The following is a 16,604-nucleotide window of genomic DNA, read 5'->3' as shown; positions in this document are numbered from 1 at the left end:
GTGGTGGTGGGTCTGTAGCGGGAAGCATGATCAGCCCTTGACGGCGCCGACCATGATCCCCTTGTTGAAGTACTTGGCGACGAACGGGTACACGACGAGCATCGGCACGGTCGCGATGACGACCGTCGAGTACCGGAGCAGATCGGCCAGCTCGCGTCGCCGGAGCTGCTCGCCGACATCGCCGCCGCCGCCGGCGTCGTTGAGCACGAGAAGGCCGCGGAGCACGAGCTGCAGCGGCTGCAGGTCTGCGTTGCGGAGGTAGAGCAGGGCGTCGAAGTACGAGTTCCACTGCATGATCGCGTACATGAGCGCGATGACGGCGATCAGCGGCTTCGCCAGCGGCAGCACGATCGACCAGAGGATGCGCAGTTCGCTGGCGCCGTCGAGCTGCGCCGCCTCGTACACCTCGTCAGGGATCGAGGCGCGGAAGAACACCATCGCGATGATGACCTGCCAGACGCCGATCGCGTTCGGCAGCAGCATCGACCAGCGGGTGTCGAGAAGCCCCAGCGACTGCACGACGAGGTACATCGGGATCACGCCGCCGCTGAAGAGCATCGTGAAGACGACGGCGCCGGTGATGACCTTGCGGCCGAACAGGTTCTGGCGTGACAGCGGGTAGGCGATCGCGACCGTGCCGGCCACGCTGATGAGTGTGCCGATCACGGTGTAGAAGACGGAGTTCGCGAACCCGCGCACGATGGCCGGATTGCCGAGCGCCTCGACGTAGCCGCGGAACGTGATGTCCACCGGCCAGAACAGCACCTGGCCGGACGAGACGGCGTGCGGGCTCGACAGCGAGCTGGCCACGATGTTCAGGAGCGGCAGCAGCACCACCAGCAGGAAGATCGCGAGCAGCACGTAGGCCACCGCGACGAAGGCGCGGTCTCCCCTCGTCTCTCGGATCTTCACGCCGCGCGGCTCCGACCGCCGGCGCCGGACGCTGGGGAGGGATCGCGCCGCGACGGCGCCGACGGCGGCCTCTTCGGCGAGGACGGCCTCCTTGCTGATGACGTTGCTCACCACAGCCCGCTTCCCGTGACCCGCTTGGACACCGCGTTGACGACCAGCAGCAGCACCAGGCTGATCACGGCGTTGAAGAGGCCGATCGTCGCTCCGAGGCTGAAGTTCGCGTTGAGGATGCCCGTCTTGTAGACGTACGTCGGGATGATCTCCGACGTGGAGAGGTTGAGCGCGTTCTGCAGCAGGAACGCCTTCTCGAACCCGATGGCCATGATGTTGCCGACGCCCAGGATGAGGATGATCGTCGCCGTCGGCATGAGCGCCGGCAGATCGACGTGCCGGATCTTCTGCAGACGCGAGGCGCCGTCGATCTTCGCCGCTTCGTACAGCGAGACGTCGACGGACGCGAGCGCCGCGAGGTAGATCACCGCGGAGTACCCCGTCGTCGTCCACAGGTCGGTCGCCACGTAGATGTGGCGGAAGAAGTCGGCGTCGGCCAGCAGATCCACCTGACCGGCGCCGAAGAAGCTGAACGTGCGCCCCAGCAGGCCGACGCGAGGTGACAGCAGCAGGATCGTCATCGACACGATCACGACCGTCGAGATGAAGTAGGGGGCGTACGTCATGAGCTGCACCGTGCGCTTGAAGAAGCGCAGCCGCACCTCGTTGAGCGCCAGCGCCAGGATGATCGGCAGCGGCAGGCTGGCGATGAGCGTGTACGCGGCGAGGATGAACGTGTTGGCGACCAGCCGAGGGAACACGGGGTTGCGGAAGAGCCGCTCGAAGTTGTCGAAGCCGACCCAGGGGCTCCCCCACACGCCGTCGATCGGGTTGTAGTTCTTGAACGCGATGATGGCGTTCGCCATCGGCACGTAGCGGAACACGATGAACCACACGATGGGCAGCAGCAGGAGCAGGTAGAGCTGCCAGTACCGCCGCACGCTCCGGGAGAACCGTGCGCGGGTGGTGAGCCTTCGTGACGGCGGAATCACCGCCGCGGCGGGTCTTGCGTGCTCAACGTCGAGCGTCATCCGGATCCTCCAGGGATTACTTTACGACGTAATGTTATGTCCTCGATCGCGATTCCGCTACTGGACATCCGATGTCTGGGATTTCCGCATCGCCCGCCGACCGTGCGTGAACGACGAGCGCCGACAGCGCGCCGCGCCGGTCCTCGCGCGTGCCGCGGTCGCCGGCATCCGACGGGAGCCGGCGCAGGACCTACGCGAAGCGGACGGTCTGCTGGAGCCGGGTGCGGATGTCGAAGACCTCGTTGCCGCCGATGTCGCGCGCGCCGGTGATGCCGCGGCGCAGCACGGTGGCCAGGGCGCTGCGCGAGGTCACCGCGACCCGCACGCCGCGTACGCGTCCGAGCTCCTGGATGGGGTCGACGACGTCCTCGTCGGGGAGCACGACGATCGCGCCGCTGAAGCGGACGCCGGCCGCGCGCGCGATGACGCGCATGCGCGCGAGCAGCTCCGCGAGCGGCGCGCCGGGTACTCCGTCGCCCACGAACTCGCCGCGGCGCAGCCGCGCCGGACCGCCGAAGTCCTCCGACAGCAGGCCGTACAGGCCGCTCGGACCGAGCACGATGTGGTCGATCTTGGCGTCGGGGTCGGCATCCCGTCCCGATGCCGCGACGTCGTGCCACACCGTGTACCCCATGCCGAGGTCGGCCACGATGCGGGCCGTCGCCTCCTCGGCGAGCGCGTCCGCGAGCAGGCGCCGCAGTCCCACGGGAGCAGAGCGCACGAGCGCCGGGTCGTACGGGTCATCGAGGGTGACGCCACGGCCGGCCCACTCGCGCATCAGGGTCAGATAGCGCTCGCGGCGCCAGCCGCCGGGGTGACCGTACGAGCGCGCGCGGGGGCGGGTGTCGGTGCGGGCCGACGGCGGCCGCCACCCCGACCATTCCGGTGCCGCCGCCTCGCCGAAGCCGTGGCCCCGATCGTAGGCGGCCCGGGCGTCGGGGCTGCCGACGAGTTCCCAGGCGCGCTGCACCTGGATGAACACCGCGGCGTCGCCGCCGGTGTCGGGGTGGGTCTGCCGCAGGCGCAGGCGGTAGGCCTTGCGCAGGGTCTCCTCGTCGACGGCGGGGTCGACCGCGAGCACCTCGTACGCCGACGCCGAGAGCGGACTGTCGAACACGCACCCTCCCCGGGAGCCTCTGCCGCCCGGACCGGCCGTGCGGAACACCGCAGATCAGGCTACGTCACCGCCGGACCGTCGGGCTCGTCGCGCCGCTCGTTGCGTCGCGCATAGGCGGCGGCGCTGCGGCTGGACAGGGCGAGGAGGACCAGGATGTCGAGACTCAGCGACACGTATGTGCCGTCGATCTCGATCTCCTGTCCCTGCGCCCACCATGCGGTGAAGGACGTGCTGATCGAGAGCACCGAGATGAGCATCACGACCACGCGCGCCCAGTTGATCCCCCGGTATACGAGGAACGCCAGCGCGAGGTCGAGCAGCAGCACCACCGCGCCCGTGCCGAGCACCAGCCACAGCGCCGCCTGCGTCCCCTCGGGACTCGGGTCGAAGCCCTCGAGCACGGAGTCGGGGTCCGCGAGGATGTCATTCCACCCCGCCGCGATGCCGACGAGCACGGCGACACCGGCGAGGACGCGCAGCAGGATCAGGGCGGCGCCGGCGATCGTCGAGATCGGCCGCTTCATGTGCGGGTCGTACCGCGGCGGCTTCAGCAGTCGCGCGGCCGGCTCGTACGCGGCACGCTTCTGCGGGGCGGGCGTCTCTGCGCTCACGCCGTCACCTCCCCGGACGCGCCGACGCGGGGCGCGACCGCCCGCACGTCGACGATCGGCAGGTCGCCGTCGGTGCGGATGCTGTCGCCGCCGCCGTTGCGGGCGTGGTACCCGGTGGCGAAGTCGGCGATGACGTCGACCACGACGCGGGGATCGGCATCCGTCACCGTCCCGACGATGTGGTCACGCTCGACATCGGTGTCGGCGTCGATCTTGTGCGTCACCTGCAGCGTGAACAGCGACAGGCCGACACTCGTGTCGAAGGTGCCCGCCGCGAGCCACTCGACGCGGCGGCCGCCGGGCAGCAGCCACTCGTCGGGGCAGCGCCAGAACCGCACGTGGTGACGCTGGGCCGGGTTGCCGTCGACCTCCTGCTGGTACGCGAAGTCCTGCTGCCGGCCGAAGAGGAAGAGCGGGCTCACCGGCGCCTCGTCGTAGCTGCGCCGCGACAGCGTCGACGCGACGATGTGCCACGAGGACCCGAGCGTGACGGGTTGGGCGCGGGTCCACCCCGCGGCCTCGAGCGCGGCGCGGATCTGCTCGCCGCTGCCTTGGAACGCCAGGTTGACCGGATCGCCGAGGAGTCCGTCGCTCGTCCGGGTACGTCCGATGAAGTACTCGGGCACGTAGACGGTGGTGAGGATGCGGTGCAGGCGCGGCAGCACGAGGTAGGCGAGCAGCAGCCAGAAGGCCAGGAAGAAGGGGATGCCCCACCATCCGACGTGGAAGGTCTCGGTGAAGCTGAGGTAGGCCAGCCACAGCGCGGCCGCCCCTGCGAACACGAAGAAGAACCAGTCGATCGCGACCCCGATCGAGTAGGCGCGGCGCCGGTTGCTCATGATCCCTCCTCGTGCAGTGGGGATTCAGCCCCAGAGCGGGATGCCGGGGCGGTGGGCGAGGGCGGTCTCACCGACGTCGGGCGGCAGGTCGGCGAGCGTGGCGGGCTGCCAGCGGGGCGACCGGTCCTTGTCGATGACCTGCGCCCGGATCCCCTCGGCGAGATCGGGCTGCGTCGTGGCGAACCACATCACGAGCCCGTACTCCTGATCGAGCGCGTCGCGCAGGCTCGGCAGCTCGCGCGCCCGGCGGATGGCGGCGAGGGTCACCGCGAGCCCGGTGGGTGAGAGCTCGCCGAGCAGATCGGCGGTGGCGGATGCCTCGGGCTCGGCGCGCCCCCGCAGCCGCTCGACGATCTCGGGAACGGTGTCGGCGGCGAAGGCGTCATCGATCCACGTCCGTGCCGCCTCGAGCTTCGACCGAGCGGGCGTCTCGTCGAACAGGAGCACCAGCTCGGTCGGAGAGGAGGGGTCGGCGCGGGTCTCGAGCGCGTCGCGGACCGCGTCGAGATTCTCGTGGGGCACGTAATGGTCGGCGAATCCGGCGTAGATCGCGTCCGAGGCATCCATCACCGCCCCGGTCAGGCCGAGGTACTCGCCCAGGCGTCCCGGCGCGTGTGCGAGCAGCCAGGTACCGCCGACGTCGGGCGTGAAGCCGATGCGCGTCTCGGGCATCGCCAGTTGCGACCGGTCGGTGACGATGCGGATCGCCGCGTGCCCCGCGACGCCGATGCCGCCACCCATCGTGATGCCGTCGGCGAAGGCGACGAAGGGCTTGGGGTACTCGGCGATGCGGGCGTTGATCGCGTACTCCTCGCGGAAGAAGACACCGGCGTCTTCGGCGCGGCCGCTCGTGACCTGCTCGGCGAGGCCGCGCACGTCGCCCCCGGCGCAGAGCCCCCGCTCGCCCGCCCCGTCGAGCAGCACGACGTCGACCTCGGTGTCGTGCTCCCAGCCGTCGAGGGTCGCCTGCAGCTGCCGGACCATGTCGAGATCGAGCGCGTTGATCGCACGGGGACGGTTCAGCGTGAGCCGGCCGAGCCCTCCGCTGGTGCTCACGAGGACGGTGGGCTCGGCAGCGGCGTCGGCGAGGTCGGTCACGAGCGCAACGTTACCGGCCGGGCGAAGTTCTCCCACGCTGACGCCGGATTTCCGCCAGGATGGGACTCGGTTCCGCAAGGAATCCGCAATGACGCGGCCCCGACCTATGCCCCCCGGGGTGTCTCGCTCACGTCCACGGGAAGGGTTCGGCATGCCCCACGGCCATTCGCTGGAGTTCTCAGGAGTCACCAAGCGCTTCGGCGCCGTCACTGCCGTCGCCGGGTTCACCGCCCGCGTGGAGCCAGGGCAGGTGACCGGATTCCTCGGCCCCAACGGCGCCGGCAAGACCACCACGCTGCGGATCCTCCTGGGCCTCGTCCGCGCCACGGACGGCCACGCGACGATCGACGGCCGGCGCTACGCCGAGCTCGATCACCCGCTGCAGACGGTGGGGGCCGTGCTCGAGGCATCCAGCTTCCATCCGGGCCGCACGGCTGCGGCGCACCTCACCATCTACGCGCAGGCGGCGAGCATCGCCCGGTCGCGGGTGGACGAGGTGCTCGACCTCGTCGGGCTCACGGATGCCGCGAACCGCAAGGTCGGCGGATTCTCGCTGGGCATGCGCCAGCGCCTCGGACTGGCCTATGCGCTGCTGGGCGACCCGGGCGTGCTGGTGCTCGACGAGCCGGCGAACGGCCTCGATCCCGAGGGGATCCGCTGGATGCGCGGCTTCCTGCGGCAACTCGCGGGCGAGGGCCGCACGGTGCTCGTGTCGTCGCACCTGCTCGCCGAAGTCCAGCAGACCGTCGACGCGCTGCTGATCATCTCGCGCGGACGCCTCGTGTTCCAGGGCTCGATCGACGAGCTCACCGACCCCGACGAGCACGCCACCGTCGTCGACGCCCCGGATCGCGCCGCGCTCGTCGGAGCGCTGCGGGCGGCGGGCGTGCCGTTCGAAGTCCTCCGCTCCGGACTCACCGTGCGCGGCCTCGAACCGGCCGCCGTGGGTGCCGCGGCCGCCGCCGGCGGCGTCGCGCTGTCGTCACTGCACCGCCGCGGCCCCGCGCTCGAGGAGGTCTTCCTCGACCTCGTGAACGGCAGCCGCGTGCATGCGAGCGCGACGGGGGCGGTCGGTTCGCTTTCGCCGGTGGAGGGGGCGGATGCCGCACCCGCCGGTGTTGCGGCCGCCGGTGCCGCCGCGGCTGTGGCCTCGGAAGAGTCGCCCGGCGACCCAGGGTCTCGCGCAGACGCCCGCTCGGAGGCGGACGAGGCCGACGAGTCGGCGCTCAGCGCCGCGGCGCTGGATGCCGAGGCGACGGGAGCGCCCGGCGCTGCGGCCGCGCTGGCCGCCGCCGCCGGTGCGGCGTGGGCGGCCGAGCCCCAGGAGGAGCGCGACGAGCACGAGCGCCACGAAGAGCCGTTCGCCGCGTCGGGCGTCCCGGCCGAGACCTTGGAGGCGAGGGACGTCTCGAGCGAGGAGCCCTCCGCCGGGCTGGGCCTCTCCTCCGTGGAGACCGCGCGCCCGGCCGAAACGCCGGAGCCCGCCGCGGTGCCGAGCGGCGAGGCGCAGGAGGGCCTCGGCGCGATCGAGTCCCCCGAGTCCGCGTCTGCGCCGTCGTGGTACGCGGTCGCCGGAACAGGTGTGATCGACATCGTTCACGCGGCCGGCCGGCCGAGCGAGCCGGAACCCGCGGACACCGAGGGCGACGACGAGCCTGCTGCCTCACCCGCCGACGACCCCTGGGCGCCCGAGGACGCGAACCCCGACGTCGACGCGCTCGGCGAGATCGACGACGAACTCTCGGAGCCCGAGCCCGCCGACGCGGACGACGACCGTCCGTGGGAGCACTACGTCAAGACGGAGTCCGACGTCGAGGCCGACGCCTTCTTCGCGGCGTTCGACGCCGATGGCAACCCGCGCGTCGCGCCGGAGCCGGGCGCCGCATCCGAACCGCAGACCGACCCGGGCAACGACCCCGAACCCGAATCCGAATCCGAGCCGAGCCCAGCGCCCGACCCGGGCAACGACCCGGAACCCGAATCCGAGCCCGAGCCGAGCCCCGTGCCCGACGCCGGACCGGAACCAGACACCGACCCGCAACCCGACGCACCCGGGCCCGACGCGATGGCGGAGGACGCGGCATCCGTCCCCTCGCCTGAGAATGACGCAGCTCGCGCCGCCGACGAGAACGCGGCCGATGACCACCATGAGGCCGTCGACCAGGAAGGCAGCGACCGATGAGCCTGACCGCGGCGACACGCTCCGAGACCACGAAGCTGTTCTCGACGAGCATCTGGTGGATCCTCGCCATCGTCCTCTTCGTCTACGTCGCCTTCACCGCAGCGGCCCTCGGCTTCGTCTTCGCCGCGGCGGCGACAGGCTCCTTGCCCGGTGACGCGCCGCCCCTGCCCGAGGACGGACTCGCGGCGACGCTGTACAGCACGGGCACCGCGGTCGGGTACGTCTTCCCCCTCCTGGTGGGCACGCTCATGGTGACCGCGGAGTTCCGGCACAAGACACTGACTCCCACGTTCCTGGCGACGCCGCGGCGCGGCCGGGTGCTCGCGGCGAAGCTCGCCGTCGGCGTGCTCATCGGCGTGGTGCTCGGCGTGATCGGCACCGTCGCCGCCGTCGGCACCTCGGCGGCGTTCCTCGCGGGCTTCGGCCTCAGCACCGAGTTCACCTCGGCGGACACCTGGGCGATGCTGGGACGGATGCTGCTGGCCTACGTCCTCTGGACGCTCATCGGCGTCGGGGTCGGCGCGCTGGTGCGCAACCAGGTCGGCGCCATCGTCGGCGTGCTGGTCTTCACACAGTTCGTCGAGCCGATCGGCCGCACGGCCGCGGCCTTCGTCGAAGGCCTCTCGAACTACACGCGCTTCCTCCCGGGCGCCGCGAGCGACACCCTCGTCGGAGCCAGCGTGCTGTCAGCGAGCATGCCGCAGGGGTCGGCCGAACCGCTCGAGTGGTGGGCAGGCGGCCTGGTCCTGCTCGGCTACGCCGTCGTCTTCGTGGTGCTCGGCCACCTGGTGAGCTGGCGACGCGACGTCAGCTGAGGACGTTTCGCCGAGCCTCGACCGACTCCGCGTCCCGCTGGCTGCTCAGACGGCGGGAGCGGGGGCCGGAGTCTTGCGCTTGCGCGGCTTCTTCTCGGGCACGACCGGGATGGTGCCGGTCTCGGCGGCGATCTCGACGACGTCGGCGGGTTCCGCGGCCAGCTCGACGCGCAGCGCCTGCACGAGAGCAAGGCCGTGGCGCGTGGTCAGGATGATCCGCTGGAAGTCCGGGTGCCCCTCGAGGTCGATCACGACGCTCGGCCGGTGACGGCGGATCAGGGCGAAGTCGTCGCCGCCCGCCGACCGCCAGGTGCCCATCGCGATGATGCCGCGCACGTGGGTGCCGGGGTTCGGGATGCCGCGCAGCCACGTCCACGCGTCGTCGGTGAGCTGAACGCGGGTGATCGTCGACCGCTCGATGACGACGTTGCTCTTGCGGAACGACAGGGCGCGCTCCGACATCGACAGCACGACTTCGAGCTGCGTCGAGTCGAGCAGCAGCGTCACCATGCGACTAGTCTGCCAGCGGCTTCACCGGGAACCGGGCTCATTTGCTTACGGGAGGGCAACGATCCGCGACCCCGGCGCCCCCGCTCGGTGCGAGACTGGATCGGTGACCGTCGCGTCCCCCTCCGTCACCGCGCCCTCTGCAGCTGCCTCTCCCGCCGCCGTCGACGCAGCGCTCGCGCGCGCCGCTGCGGGCGAGCGGCTCGATGCGACCGACGCCGAGACGCTGCTGTCAGCCCAGGGCGAGCGATTCGATCGCCTGCTCGCGATCGCCGGCGAGGTGCGGGATGCCGGGCTCGCGGCATCCGGTCGTCCCGGTGTGATCACGTACTCCCGCAAGGTGTTCGTGCCGTTGACCACGCTCTGCCGCGACCGCTGCCACTACTGCGTGTTCGTCGACACCCCCGGGCAGCTGCTCAAGAAGCACAAGCCCGCCTACATGTCGCCCGAACAGGTGCTCGCCGTCGTGCGGCAGGGTCAGGCGATGGGCTGCAAAGAGGTGCTGCTGACCCTGGGCGACCGGCCCGAGGACCGCTGGCCCGAGGCACGCGCCTGGCTCGACGAGCACGGGTTCGCGTCGACCATCGAGTACGTCGCGCACATCGCCCGCCTGGTGACGGCCGAGACCGGCCTGCTCGCGCACGCGAACCCGGGCGTCATGAGCGCGGAAGAACTGCGGATGCTGCGGCCCACCGCCCCGTCGATGGGCATGATGCTCGAGACGACGTCGCGCCGGCTGTTCGAGGAACCGGGGCAGGTGCATTTCGGCTCGCCCGACAAGGACCCGGCCGTGCGGCTCGCCGTGATCGACGCCGCGGGGCGAGAGCGCGTGCCCTTCACCACCGGCATCCTGGTCGGCATCGGCGAGACCGCGAGCGACCGCGCCGCGTCGCTGATCGCGATCCGCGACGCGCACGAGCGGCACATGGTCGACGGCCCGTCCGCGGGCGACCGGCAGGGTCACGTGCAGGAGGTGATCGTGCAGAACTTCCGCGCGAAGCCCCGCACCGCGATGCAGGCAGTGGCGGACGCCGATCTGCTCGAGTACGTCGCCGCGGTCGCGGTAGCGCGGCTGGTGATGGGACCGCGCATGCGGATACAGGTGCCGCCGAACCTCTCGGATCCGACGGAGTTCGACCTGCTCGTGCGCGCCGGCGCCGACGACTGGGGCGGGGTCTCGCCCCTGACGGTCGACCACGTGAACCCCGAGCGCCCCTGGCCGCACCTCGACGACCTTGCGCGCATGACCGCGGAGCTCGGCTTCGAGCTGCGCGAGCGCCTGACCGCCCAGCCCGAGTTCGTCGTCGACGCCGAGACGTGGATCGACCCGGGATTGCGTCCTGCTGTCGCGGCGCTGGCCGACCCCGCGACCGGTCTCGCCGCGACGGCGGTGAAGAATCCGGGCGAGATCGCCGCTTTCGGTCCGCGCGGAGCCGATTCGGGTCGATCCCGCCCGGATTCTTCACGCGATGGCGTCAAGGATTCAGGAGACTCGCGGGCAGACTCCGGCGTCGGAGACTCGGCACCGTCCGATCTCCTGAATTCTCGACGCGAGCCGGCGGACATCCGCCGCCTGGCGGAGGCCGCGGCGGCCGACCCGCTGTCGCTCGACGACGCCGAGTGGGTGGCGCTCCTGGAGGCGACGGGCGATGACGTGGACGCGCTCGCGGCCACGGCCGACGACGTGCGCCGCTACACCGTGGGCGAGGCCGTCACGCTCGTCGTGAACCGGAACCTCACGTCTTCGGGGCTCCGCACCGCGCCGACCGGCGACCCGTCGACGTTCACGCTCGACGACGTCGGCGCGATCGCCGCCGACGCGTGGGACCTCGGCGCCACCGAGCTCTGCGTGCAGGGGCTCCTGCCGCCGGAGCAGGACCCGTCGGGCTATCTCGACATCGCGCGCGCGGTGAAGGCGGCGGCACCCGGCATCCACCTCCATGCCTACCGCCCGCAGGATGTGCGTGACCTCGCGGAACGCACGGGCCTCGGACTCGACGCCGCCCTGGCGGCGCTGCGCGACGCGGGCGTCGACACCGTCCCCGGCACGGGCGTGAAGGTCCTGAGCGAGCGCGTCCGCCGCCTCGTCGCCCCGGGCGACCTCGAGATCGACCGCTGGATCGAGGGCATCACCGCCGCGCATCGCGCCGGCTTCCGCTCGACGAGCGTGCTCTTCTACGGGCACGTCGAGACCGCCGGCGAGCGCGTCGCGCACCTGCGGCTGCTGCGGGAGATCCAGGGCGCTTCGACGAGCTCAGCGACCGGTGGAAGCTCGGCGAGCGGTGGAAGCACGGCGACCGGCCGAAGCGCAGCCACCGGCGGCGCGGGCGGCTTCACCGAGTTCGTGCCGATCCCCCTCCCCGGCCCGGCCGGCGGAGTACCCCTCGTTCCCGGCCGCGCGACGCCGGACGAGCACCGCGCGATGGTGGCGGTGTCGCGCCTGATGCTCTCGGGCAGCATCCCGCACGTGCAGATCCCGTGGACGCGCGTCGGGCGCGACGCGTCCGTCGTGCTCCTGCAGTCGGGCGGCGACGATCTCGGCGGCACGCTGCTCGACGGCCGCGTCAAGCCGGAGGCGGGCATCGAGCACGGCCTCGAACTGCCGGTGACGGATGCCGCGGCCATGGTCGCCCGCATGTTCCGGCCGTTCCGCCGGCGCACCACAGTGTACGGCGCCGTCCGGCAGCCTCCGGGGTCGAACGGATGACGCGCGTCGAGGTCGCGATCATCGGCGCCGGATTCGCAGGGATCGGCATGGCGATGGCGCTGCGCCGAGCGGGCCGCGAGGATTTCGTCGTGCTCGAGCGCGCGGCATCCGTCGGCGGAACCTGGCGCGACAACACGTACCCGGGCGTCGCATGCGATGTGCCGTCGCACCTCTACGGCTTCGCGGCCTATCCGAACCCGTCGTGGTCGGGCACCTACGCGAAGGGCGCGGAGATCCACGCCTACCTCCAGCACGTCGTCGACGCCGAGGACCTGGGCGACCGGCTGCGCCTTCGCACCCCGATGAGATGGGCCCAGTGGGATGCCGAGCACGAGGTCTGGCGCATCGGCATCGGCGCGTCCGGCGCGTCGTCGTGGCCGGCCGCGCCAGGGGCCGACGGGCGCCACACCGGCTCCGCCGACGGCGGCTCCGCCGACGGCCTCCCCGGCGAGGACGTCCTCCTCGCCGACGTGCTCGTGCTCGCGTGCGGGCGCCTCACCGAGCCGACCATCCCGCGCGTCGCCGGGCTCGAGACGTTCCCCGGGCCGATGTTCCACTCGGCACGGTGGGATCACTCCGCCGAACTCGCGGGCGCACGCGTCGCCGTGGTCGGCACCGGTGCCAGCGCGGTCCAGATCGTGCCCGAACTCGCACGCACGGCATCCCACGTCACGCTGTTCCAGCGCACCCCGGCCTGGATCGTGCCGCGCGACGGCAGCGAATACTCCGACGCGGACCGCGCCGGTTTCACCGCCGATCCCGCCTCGCTGGAGGCTCTGCGCGCCGAGCTCTACGCCGAGGGCGAGGCGCGCTTCGCGTCGCGCGCCGGAGATTCCGACGCGGCGGCGGAGGCGGAGGCGGTCGCCCGGGCGCACCTGGAGCGCCAGGTCCGCGATCCCGAGCTGCGCGCCGCGCTGACGCCCGACTACGCGTTCGGCTGCAAGCGGGTGCTGCTCTCGGACGACTTCTACCCTGCCGTCGCGTCCGACGCGGTCTCGCTGGTGACCACCGCGCTCTCCTCCGTGGAGGGGTCGACGCTCGTCGCCGCGGACGGCTCGCGCCACGAGGCCGACGCACTCGTTCTCGCGACCGGCTTCGCCTCGACTCGTCAGCCCTACGCCGAGCTCATCACCGGCGAAGCGGGCACGACGCTCGCCCAGCACTGGTCCGGTGGGATGACGGCGTACGCCTCGACGGTCGTCGCGGGGTTCCCCGGTCTCTTCGTGCTCAACGGCCCCAATGCCTCGCTCGGCCACTCCTCGTCCGTGCTCATGATCGAGGAGCAGGCCGGCTACGTCGCGCGCGTCCTCGACGCCCGCGGCGGCCGCGTGCTGCGAGTGGACCCCGCTGCCGAGCAGGCGTACACCGACGAGATCGCCCGTGCCGCGGCATCCACCCGCTGGATGACCGGCGGATGCCGCAACTGGTACGTCGACGAGCGCTCCGGCCGGCTCACGCTGCTGTGGCCGGGCACCGTCGACGCCTTCCGTGCGCGGCTCGCCCGCGCCGACGGCTCGGAGTTCCTGCCCGAACCCGCCCCCCTTACCCGCTGAGAGGAATCGCATGACCGCCCTTCGACAGGCTCAGGGACCGATGCTGCGCTTCGGATACAAGGCGTCCGCCGAGCAGTTCGGCCCCGCCGAACTGCTCGACTATGCCGTTCAGGCCGAGGAGGCCGGGTTCGACTCGGTGTTCATCTCGGACCACCTGCAGCCCTGGCTGCACGAAGGCGGGCATGCCCCGGCATCCGTCCCGTGGCTCGGCGCGCTCGGCGCCAAGACCTCGCGCGTGCTGATCGGCACCTCGGTGCTGACGCCGACGTTCCGGTACAACCCGACCGTCGTCGCTCAGGACTTCGCGACGCTCGGCGTGATGTATCCGGGACGCGTGATCCTCGGTGTCGGCACCGGCGAGGCGCTGAACGAGGCGAACCTGGGCATCGCATGGCCCGACCCGCCCGAGCGGTTCCAGCGGCTGAAGGAGGCCATCGGCCTCATCCGGCGACTGTGGTCGGTGGACCGCGTCAACTTCGACGGCACCTACTACCACGCGCGCAACATCACGATCTACGACAAGCTGCCCGAGCCGGTGCCGATCTACATCGGAGCCGCCGGGCCTGCCGCCACCCGCCTCGCCGGCCGCATCGCCGACGGCTTCATCACGACATCCGGCAAGAAGCGCGAGCTCTACACCGACACCCTGCTGCCGGCGCTGCACGAGGGCCTTGAGAAGGCCGGCCGCCCCGCCGACGGGATCGACACGCTCATCGAGGTCAAGGTCTCGCTCGACGCGACGCTCGAAGCCGCCCAGGAGAAGACGCGATTCTGGGCGCCGCTCGCGCTGACTCCCGAGGAGAAGATGGGCGTCGACGACCCGATCGAGATGCAGCGCCTGGGCGAGCAGCTGCCGATCGAGCGCGCCGCATCGCGGTTCATCGTGTCGGACGACCCCGACGAGCACGTCGAGCGCATCGCCTGGTACATCGAGCTCGGCTTCCGGCACCTGGTCTTCCACGACCCCGGACACGACCAGAGCGCCTTCCTGGGGCTGTACGGCGAGGAGATCCTGCCGCGCCTGCGCGCGCGGTTCGGCGCGTGACCCCGCTGTTCGGACGGCGTCGCGCGAACTCCTCAGACACGGCGGCGCGCGCGGCTTCTTCCGGACCGGCGGGCTCGCACGGCTCCGGTTCTGAGGAGTTGCGATCGCCCCGCTGGGTCGTCGTGGTGCCGGTCAAGCCCTCGGCGCACGGCAAGTCCCGGCTCGACGTGCCGGGAGTCGCCCGCAAGGACCTCGCCCGAGCCATCGCGCTCGACACCCTCGAAGCGGCCACCGCGTGCGACGTCGTCGCGCAGGTCGTCGTCGTGACCGACGACGCGACCCTCGCCCGTGAGGCCGCGCTGATCCCGGCGCTCCGGTTCGTGCCCGAGGGCGACGCGGGCGGGCTCGACGCCGCCGTCGCGGTCGGCGTGGCCGCGATCGATCCGGAGGGACGGATGCCGCGCGCGGCCCTGCTCGGCGACCTGCCGTCGCTGCGGCCGGACGATCTGGGCGAGGCGCTGCGGGCCGCGGCATCCCTCCCCCGCGCCGTCGTGCCCGACGCGGAGCGCACCGGCTCGACGCTGGTCACCGCGGGTGCGGGCGTGGCGTGGACGTCGTCGTTCGGCGAAGGCTCGTTCGCGCGTCACGTCGCGCGGGGGTTCGTGGCGCTGCAGATTCCGGATGCCTCGACCCTGCGCCGCGACGTCGACACCGCCGCCCAGCTCGAAGCCGCGCGGGTGCTGGGTCTCGGCCCGCGCACCGCGGCGCTCCTCGCGAGCGCCACCGCCTGATCAGCCACCCGGACAGTCGCAGATGCCTCCGCTGTAGCACGCGCACGGCGGCGGACCGGGATCGACGTGCTCGACCGGCGCCACGGGAGCCACCATCGGACGCACGTTCGGAAAGAGCACGAGCGCGAAGAACCCGCACGCCGCAGCGATGATCAGCGCGAGGAAGAAGGCGACCCATCGTCGGGCGACGACCGCCGCGACGGCGGCGACCGTGAGACCGATCACGATGCCGACGAACGTCCACCACACCGTGACCTGATCGTCGACCGACGGCCCGCCGCCGAGCGCCAGTCCGAGGGCCAGCGCGAGGAGGTGCCAGAAGTTCATGAGGCCGAGGACGAAGCCCGCGACCACCGCGGTCCAGGCGCCGAGCGCCACCCAGAAGCGCCAGCCCGGCTGGGTCGCGGCGACCGTCGGTCCGCGGCCACCCGGCACGGCGGTGGTCGTTGCGGCGGTGGTCGTTGCGGTCGTGGTCGATTCCGGACCGGATGCGGACGCCATCCGGTGAGGCTATCCCGATCCACCGCGGGGTCCGCAGTTTCTTTGTACGGCTTCTACAGCCGGCCCTCTTCCACGCGCCAGACAGCGCGGCCATCTCGATATCTCCTTCGCCGGCGTTCAGGGCCGGGAAGGGGCGGCACCCTCACGCGTGAACCTGTTCGCGACCTCGTCGATGACCGGCCGGGCCATGAGCGCGAGAAGGACGGTGAACGCCCACAGGAGCACGAGCAGGACGAGCTCGGATGCGGCGAGGACGACGAAGGCGGCGACCACCAGCAGAGCGAGGATGCCGACGGAGAAGCGCCAGCCCGGCAGCAGCTGGACGAGGGCGATGCGGGCGGCATCGCGGGTCCGGAACCGGAAGGCGGCGGTGAGGACCACCATGTGCCCGCACCAGACCACGATGCTCGCGGCGACGAGGAGCATGACCGGCCGGAGCGCCGCTCCGCCGTCGACGTCCCCGAGATGGGTGAGGTTGAAGCTCAGCACGGCGAGGGCGACCGCCGCGGGCACGGCCCAGCGCAGCGTGGGCACCAGATCCCGTCGGTACGCGCGGAGGAAGTGCCGCGCCGGCGCGAGATCGGGACTCGCCGCTGCCGCACGGACGGCGGCGACGCCGGCGACCAGTGCCGGAGCGACGGGGATGAGGGCGAGCAGGAACAGCGGAAGGTTGGACGCGTCGCGGTCCAGCAGCACGACGACGAGTGCCGTGGGGAGCAGCGCGAGCAGCAGCTGCGCCTCGAGCACCAGCATCCGGTAGATCACCGCGGCACCGCGCGACAGCGGCCCGCGTCCGATCTCCGTGGCCGCATCGTTCTTCGTCTCAGTCATGCGTGTCCTCCTCCCGCTCGCGAGACTTCGCAGATGTCACGAGATCGGTGTGACAACGCGACACCTGCGAAGT

The 16,604-nt window shown here is 71.8% G+C and carries 15 protein-coding genes; 6 read left to right on the top strand and 9 right to left on the bottom strand.

Features of this window, described 5'->3' with window-relative positions; translation table 11 throughout:
- Positions 1–30: 30 nt before the first annotated feature.
- From NCG93_RS15075 to NCG93_RS15050, 6 genes are all read right to left on the bottom strand, one after another.
- Positions 31–1,023, bottom strand: coding sequence for a carbohydrate ABC transporter permease (locus NCG93_RS15075; RefSeq protein ID WP_252787570.1), 993 nt, complete (start codon positions 1,021–1,023; stop codon positions 31–33).
- Positions 1,020–1,994 (bottom strand): ABC transporter permease, encoded by a 975-nt coding sequence (locus NCG93_RS15070; RefSeq protein ID WP_194412584.1) that lies wholly within the window; start codon positions 1,992–1,994, stop codon positions 1,020–1,022. The genes NCG93_RS15075 and NCG93_RS15070 overlap by 4 nt, the downstream gene beginning before the upstream one ends.
- A 190-nt stretch (positions 1,995–2,184) precedes the next feature.
- On the bottom strand, positions 2,185–3,111 hold the full coding sequence (locus tag NCG93_RS15065; protein WP_194412583.1) for a J domain-containing protein: 927 nt from the start codon (positions 3,109–3,111) through the stop codon (positions 2,185–2,187).
- A gap of 59 nt (positions 3,112–3,170) precedes the next feature.
- The gene (locus NCG93_RS15060) at positions 3,171–3,722 is read right to left on the bottom strand and encodes a hypothetical protein (RefSeq protein ID WP_194412582.1); all 552 of its coding nucleotides are present in this window, start codon (positions 3,720–3,722) and stop codon (positions 3,171–3,173) included.
- The gene (locus NCG93_RS15055; RefSeq protein WP_194412581.1) at positions 3,719–4,561 is read right to left on the bottom strand and encodes an LssY C-terminal domain-containing protein; all 843 of its coding nucleotides are present in this window, start codon (positions 4,559–4,561) and stop codon (positions 3,719–3,721) included. The genes NCG93_RS15060 and NCG93_RS15055 overlap by 4 nt, the downstream gene beginning before the upstream one ends.
- 24 nt (positions 4,562–4,585) lie before the next feature.
- Positions 4,586–5,659 (bottom strand): enoyl-CoA hydratase/isomerase family protein, encoded by a 1,074-nt coding sequence (locus NCG93_RS15050; protein ID WP_194412580.1) that lies wholly within the window; start codon positions 5,657–5,659, stop codon positions 4,586–4,588.
- Between the two features lie 151 nt (positions 5,660–5,810).
- On the opposite strand from NCG93_RS15050, the gene NCG93_RS15045 reads away from it, so the two are divergent.
- Together NCG93_RS15045 and NCG93_RS15040 are read left to right on the top strand one after the other, a co-directional pair.
- Complete coding sequence (locus NCG93_RS15045) at positions 5,811–7,841, top strand: ATP-binding cassette domain-containing protein (RefSeq protein ID WP_194412579.1); 2,031 nt, start codon at positions 5,811–5,813, stop codon at positions 7,839–7,841.
- Positions 7,838–8,656: an ABC transporter permease gene (locus NCG93_RS15040; protein ID WP_194412578.1), complete on the top strand. Its 819-nt coding sequence runs from the start codon at positions 7,838–7,840 to the stop codon at positions 8,654–8,656. Before NCG93_RS15045 ends, NCG93_RS15040 begins: the two co-directional genes overlap by 4 nt.
- 45 nt (positions 8,657–8,701) lie before the next feature.
- Here NCG93_RS15040 and NCG93_RS15035 read toward each other — a convergent pair whose 3' ends face one another.
- Complete coding sequence (locus NCG93_RS15035) at positions 8,702–9,166, bottom strand: hypothetical protein (RefSeq protein ID WP_194412577.1); 465 nt, start codon at positions 9,164–9,166, stop codon at positions 8,702–8,704.
- A gap of 103 nt (positions 9,167–9,269) precedes the next feature.
- Between NCG93_RS15035 and cofG the strand changes: the two genes are divergently transcribed.
- The 4 genes from cofG to cofC are packed head-to-tail and all read left to right on the top strand — an operon-like array spanning position 9,270 to position 15,199.
- Positions 9,270–11,870, top strand: a complete 2,601-nt coding sequence (gene cofG, locus NCG93_RS15030; RefSeq protein WP_252787569.1) for a 7,8-didemethyl-8-hydroxy-5-deazariboflavin synthase CofG — start codon at positions 9,270–9,272, stop codon at positions 11,868–11,870.
- Positions 11,867–13,423, top strand: coding sequence for a flavin-containing monooxygenase (locus NCG93_RS15025; protein ID WP_194412575.1), 1,557 nt, complete (start codon positions 11,867–11,869; stop codon positions 13,421–13,423). Before cofG ends, NCG93_RS15025 begins: the two co-directional genes overlap by 4 nt.
- 10 nt (positions 13,424–13,433) lie before the next feature.
- Positions 13,434–14,468 (top strand): glucose-6-phosphate dehydrogenase (coenzyme-F420), encoded by a 1,035-nt coding sequence (gene fgd / locus NCG93_RS15020; RefSeq protein WP_241741571.1) that lies wholly within the window; start codon positions 13,434–13,436, stop codon positions 14,466–14,468.
- Complete coding sequence (gene cofC / locus NCG93_RS15015; protein ID WP_194412574.1) at positions 14,465–15,199, top strand: 2-phospho-L-lactate guanylyltransferase; 735 nt, start codon at positions 14,465–14,467, stop codon at positions 15,197–15,199. Before fgd ends, cofC begins: the two co-directional genes overlap by 4 nt.
- Here the strand turns inward: cofC and NCG93_RS15010 are convergent, their stop codons facing one another.
- Positions 15,200–15,700, bottom strand: a complete 501-nt coding sequence (locus tag NCG93_RS15010; protein ID WP_194412573.1) for a hypothetical protein — start codon at positions 15,698–15,700, stop codon at positions 15,200–15,202.
- 117 nt (positions 15,701–15,817) lie between these two features.
- Positions 15,818–16,531: a DUF624 domain-containing protein gene (locus NCG93_RS15005; RefSeq protein ID WP_194412572.1), complete on the bottom strand. Its 714-nt coding sequence runs from the start codon at positions 16,529–16,531 to the stop codon at positions 15,818–15,820.
- Between the last annotated feature and the right edge of the window lie 73 nt (positions 16,532–16,604).

Origin of the sequence: Microbacterium yannicii, from assembly GCF_024055635.1 — a bacterium.
Taxonomy (GTDB): domain Bacteria; phylum Actinomycetota; class Actinomycetes; order Actinomycetales; family Microbacteriaceae; genus Microbacterium; species Microbacterium yannicii.
Note: the sequence above shows the minus strand (reverse complement) of the source record. Positions and strands in the feature narration are given on the sequence as shown.

Coding starts and splice junctions, on each gene's coding strand:
- NCG93_RS15070 (WP_194412584.1), bottom strand. CDS start 1,994: ATGACGCTCGACGTTGAGCACGCAAGACCCGCCGCGGCGGTGATTCCG.
- NCG93_RS15055 (WP_194412581.1), bottom strand. CDS start 4,561: ATGAGCAACCGGCGCCGCGCCTACTCGATCGGGGTCGCGATCGACTGG.
- NCG93_RS15045 (WP_194412579.1), top strand. CDS start 5,811: ATGCCCCACGGCCATTCGCTGGAGTTCTCAGGAGTCACCAAGCGCTTC.
- NCG93_RS15040 (WP_194412578.1), top strand. CDS start 7,838: ATGAGCCTGACCGCGGCGACACGCTCCGAGACCACGAAGCTGTTCTCG.
- NCG93_RS15035 (WP_194412577.1), bottom strand. CDS start 9,166: ATGGTGACGCTGCTGCTCGACTCGACGCAGCTCGAAGTCGTGCTGTCG.
- NCG93_RS15025 (WP_194412575.1), top strand. CDS start 11,867: ATGACGCGCGTCGAGGTCGCGATCATCGGCGCCGGATTCGCAGGGATC.
- fgd (WP_241741571.1), top strand. CDS start 13,434: ATGACCGCCCTTCGACAGGCTCAGGGACCGATGCTGCGCTTCGGATAC.
- NCG93_RS15010 (WP_194412573.1), bottom strand. CDS start 15,700: ATGGCGTCCGCATCCGGTCCGGAATCGACCACGACCGCAACGACCACC.
- NCG93_RS15005 (WP_194412572.1), bottom strand. CDS start 16,531: ATGACTGAGACGAAGAACGATGCGGCCACGGAGATCGGACGCGGGCCG.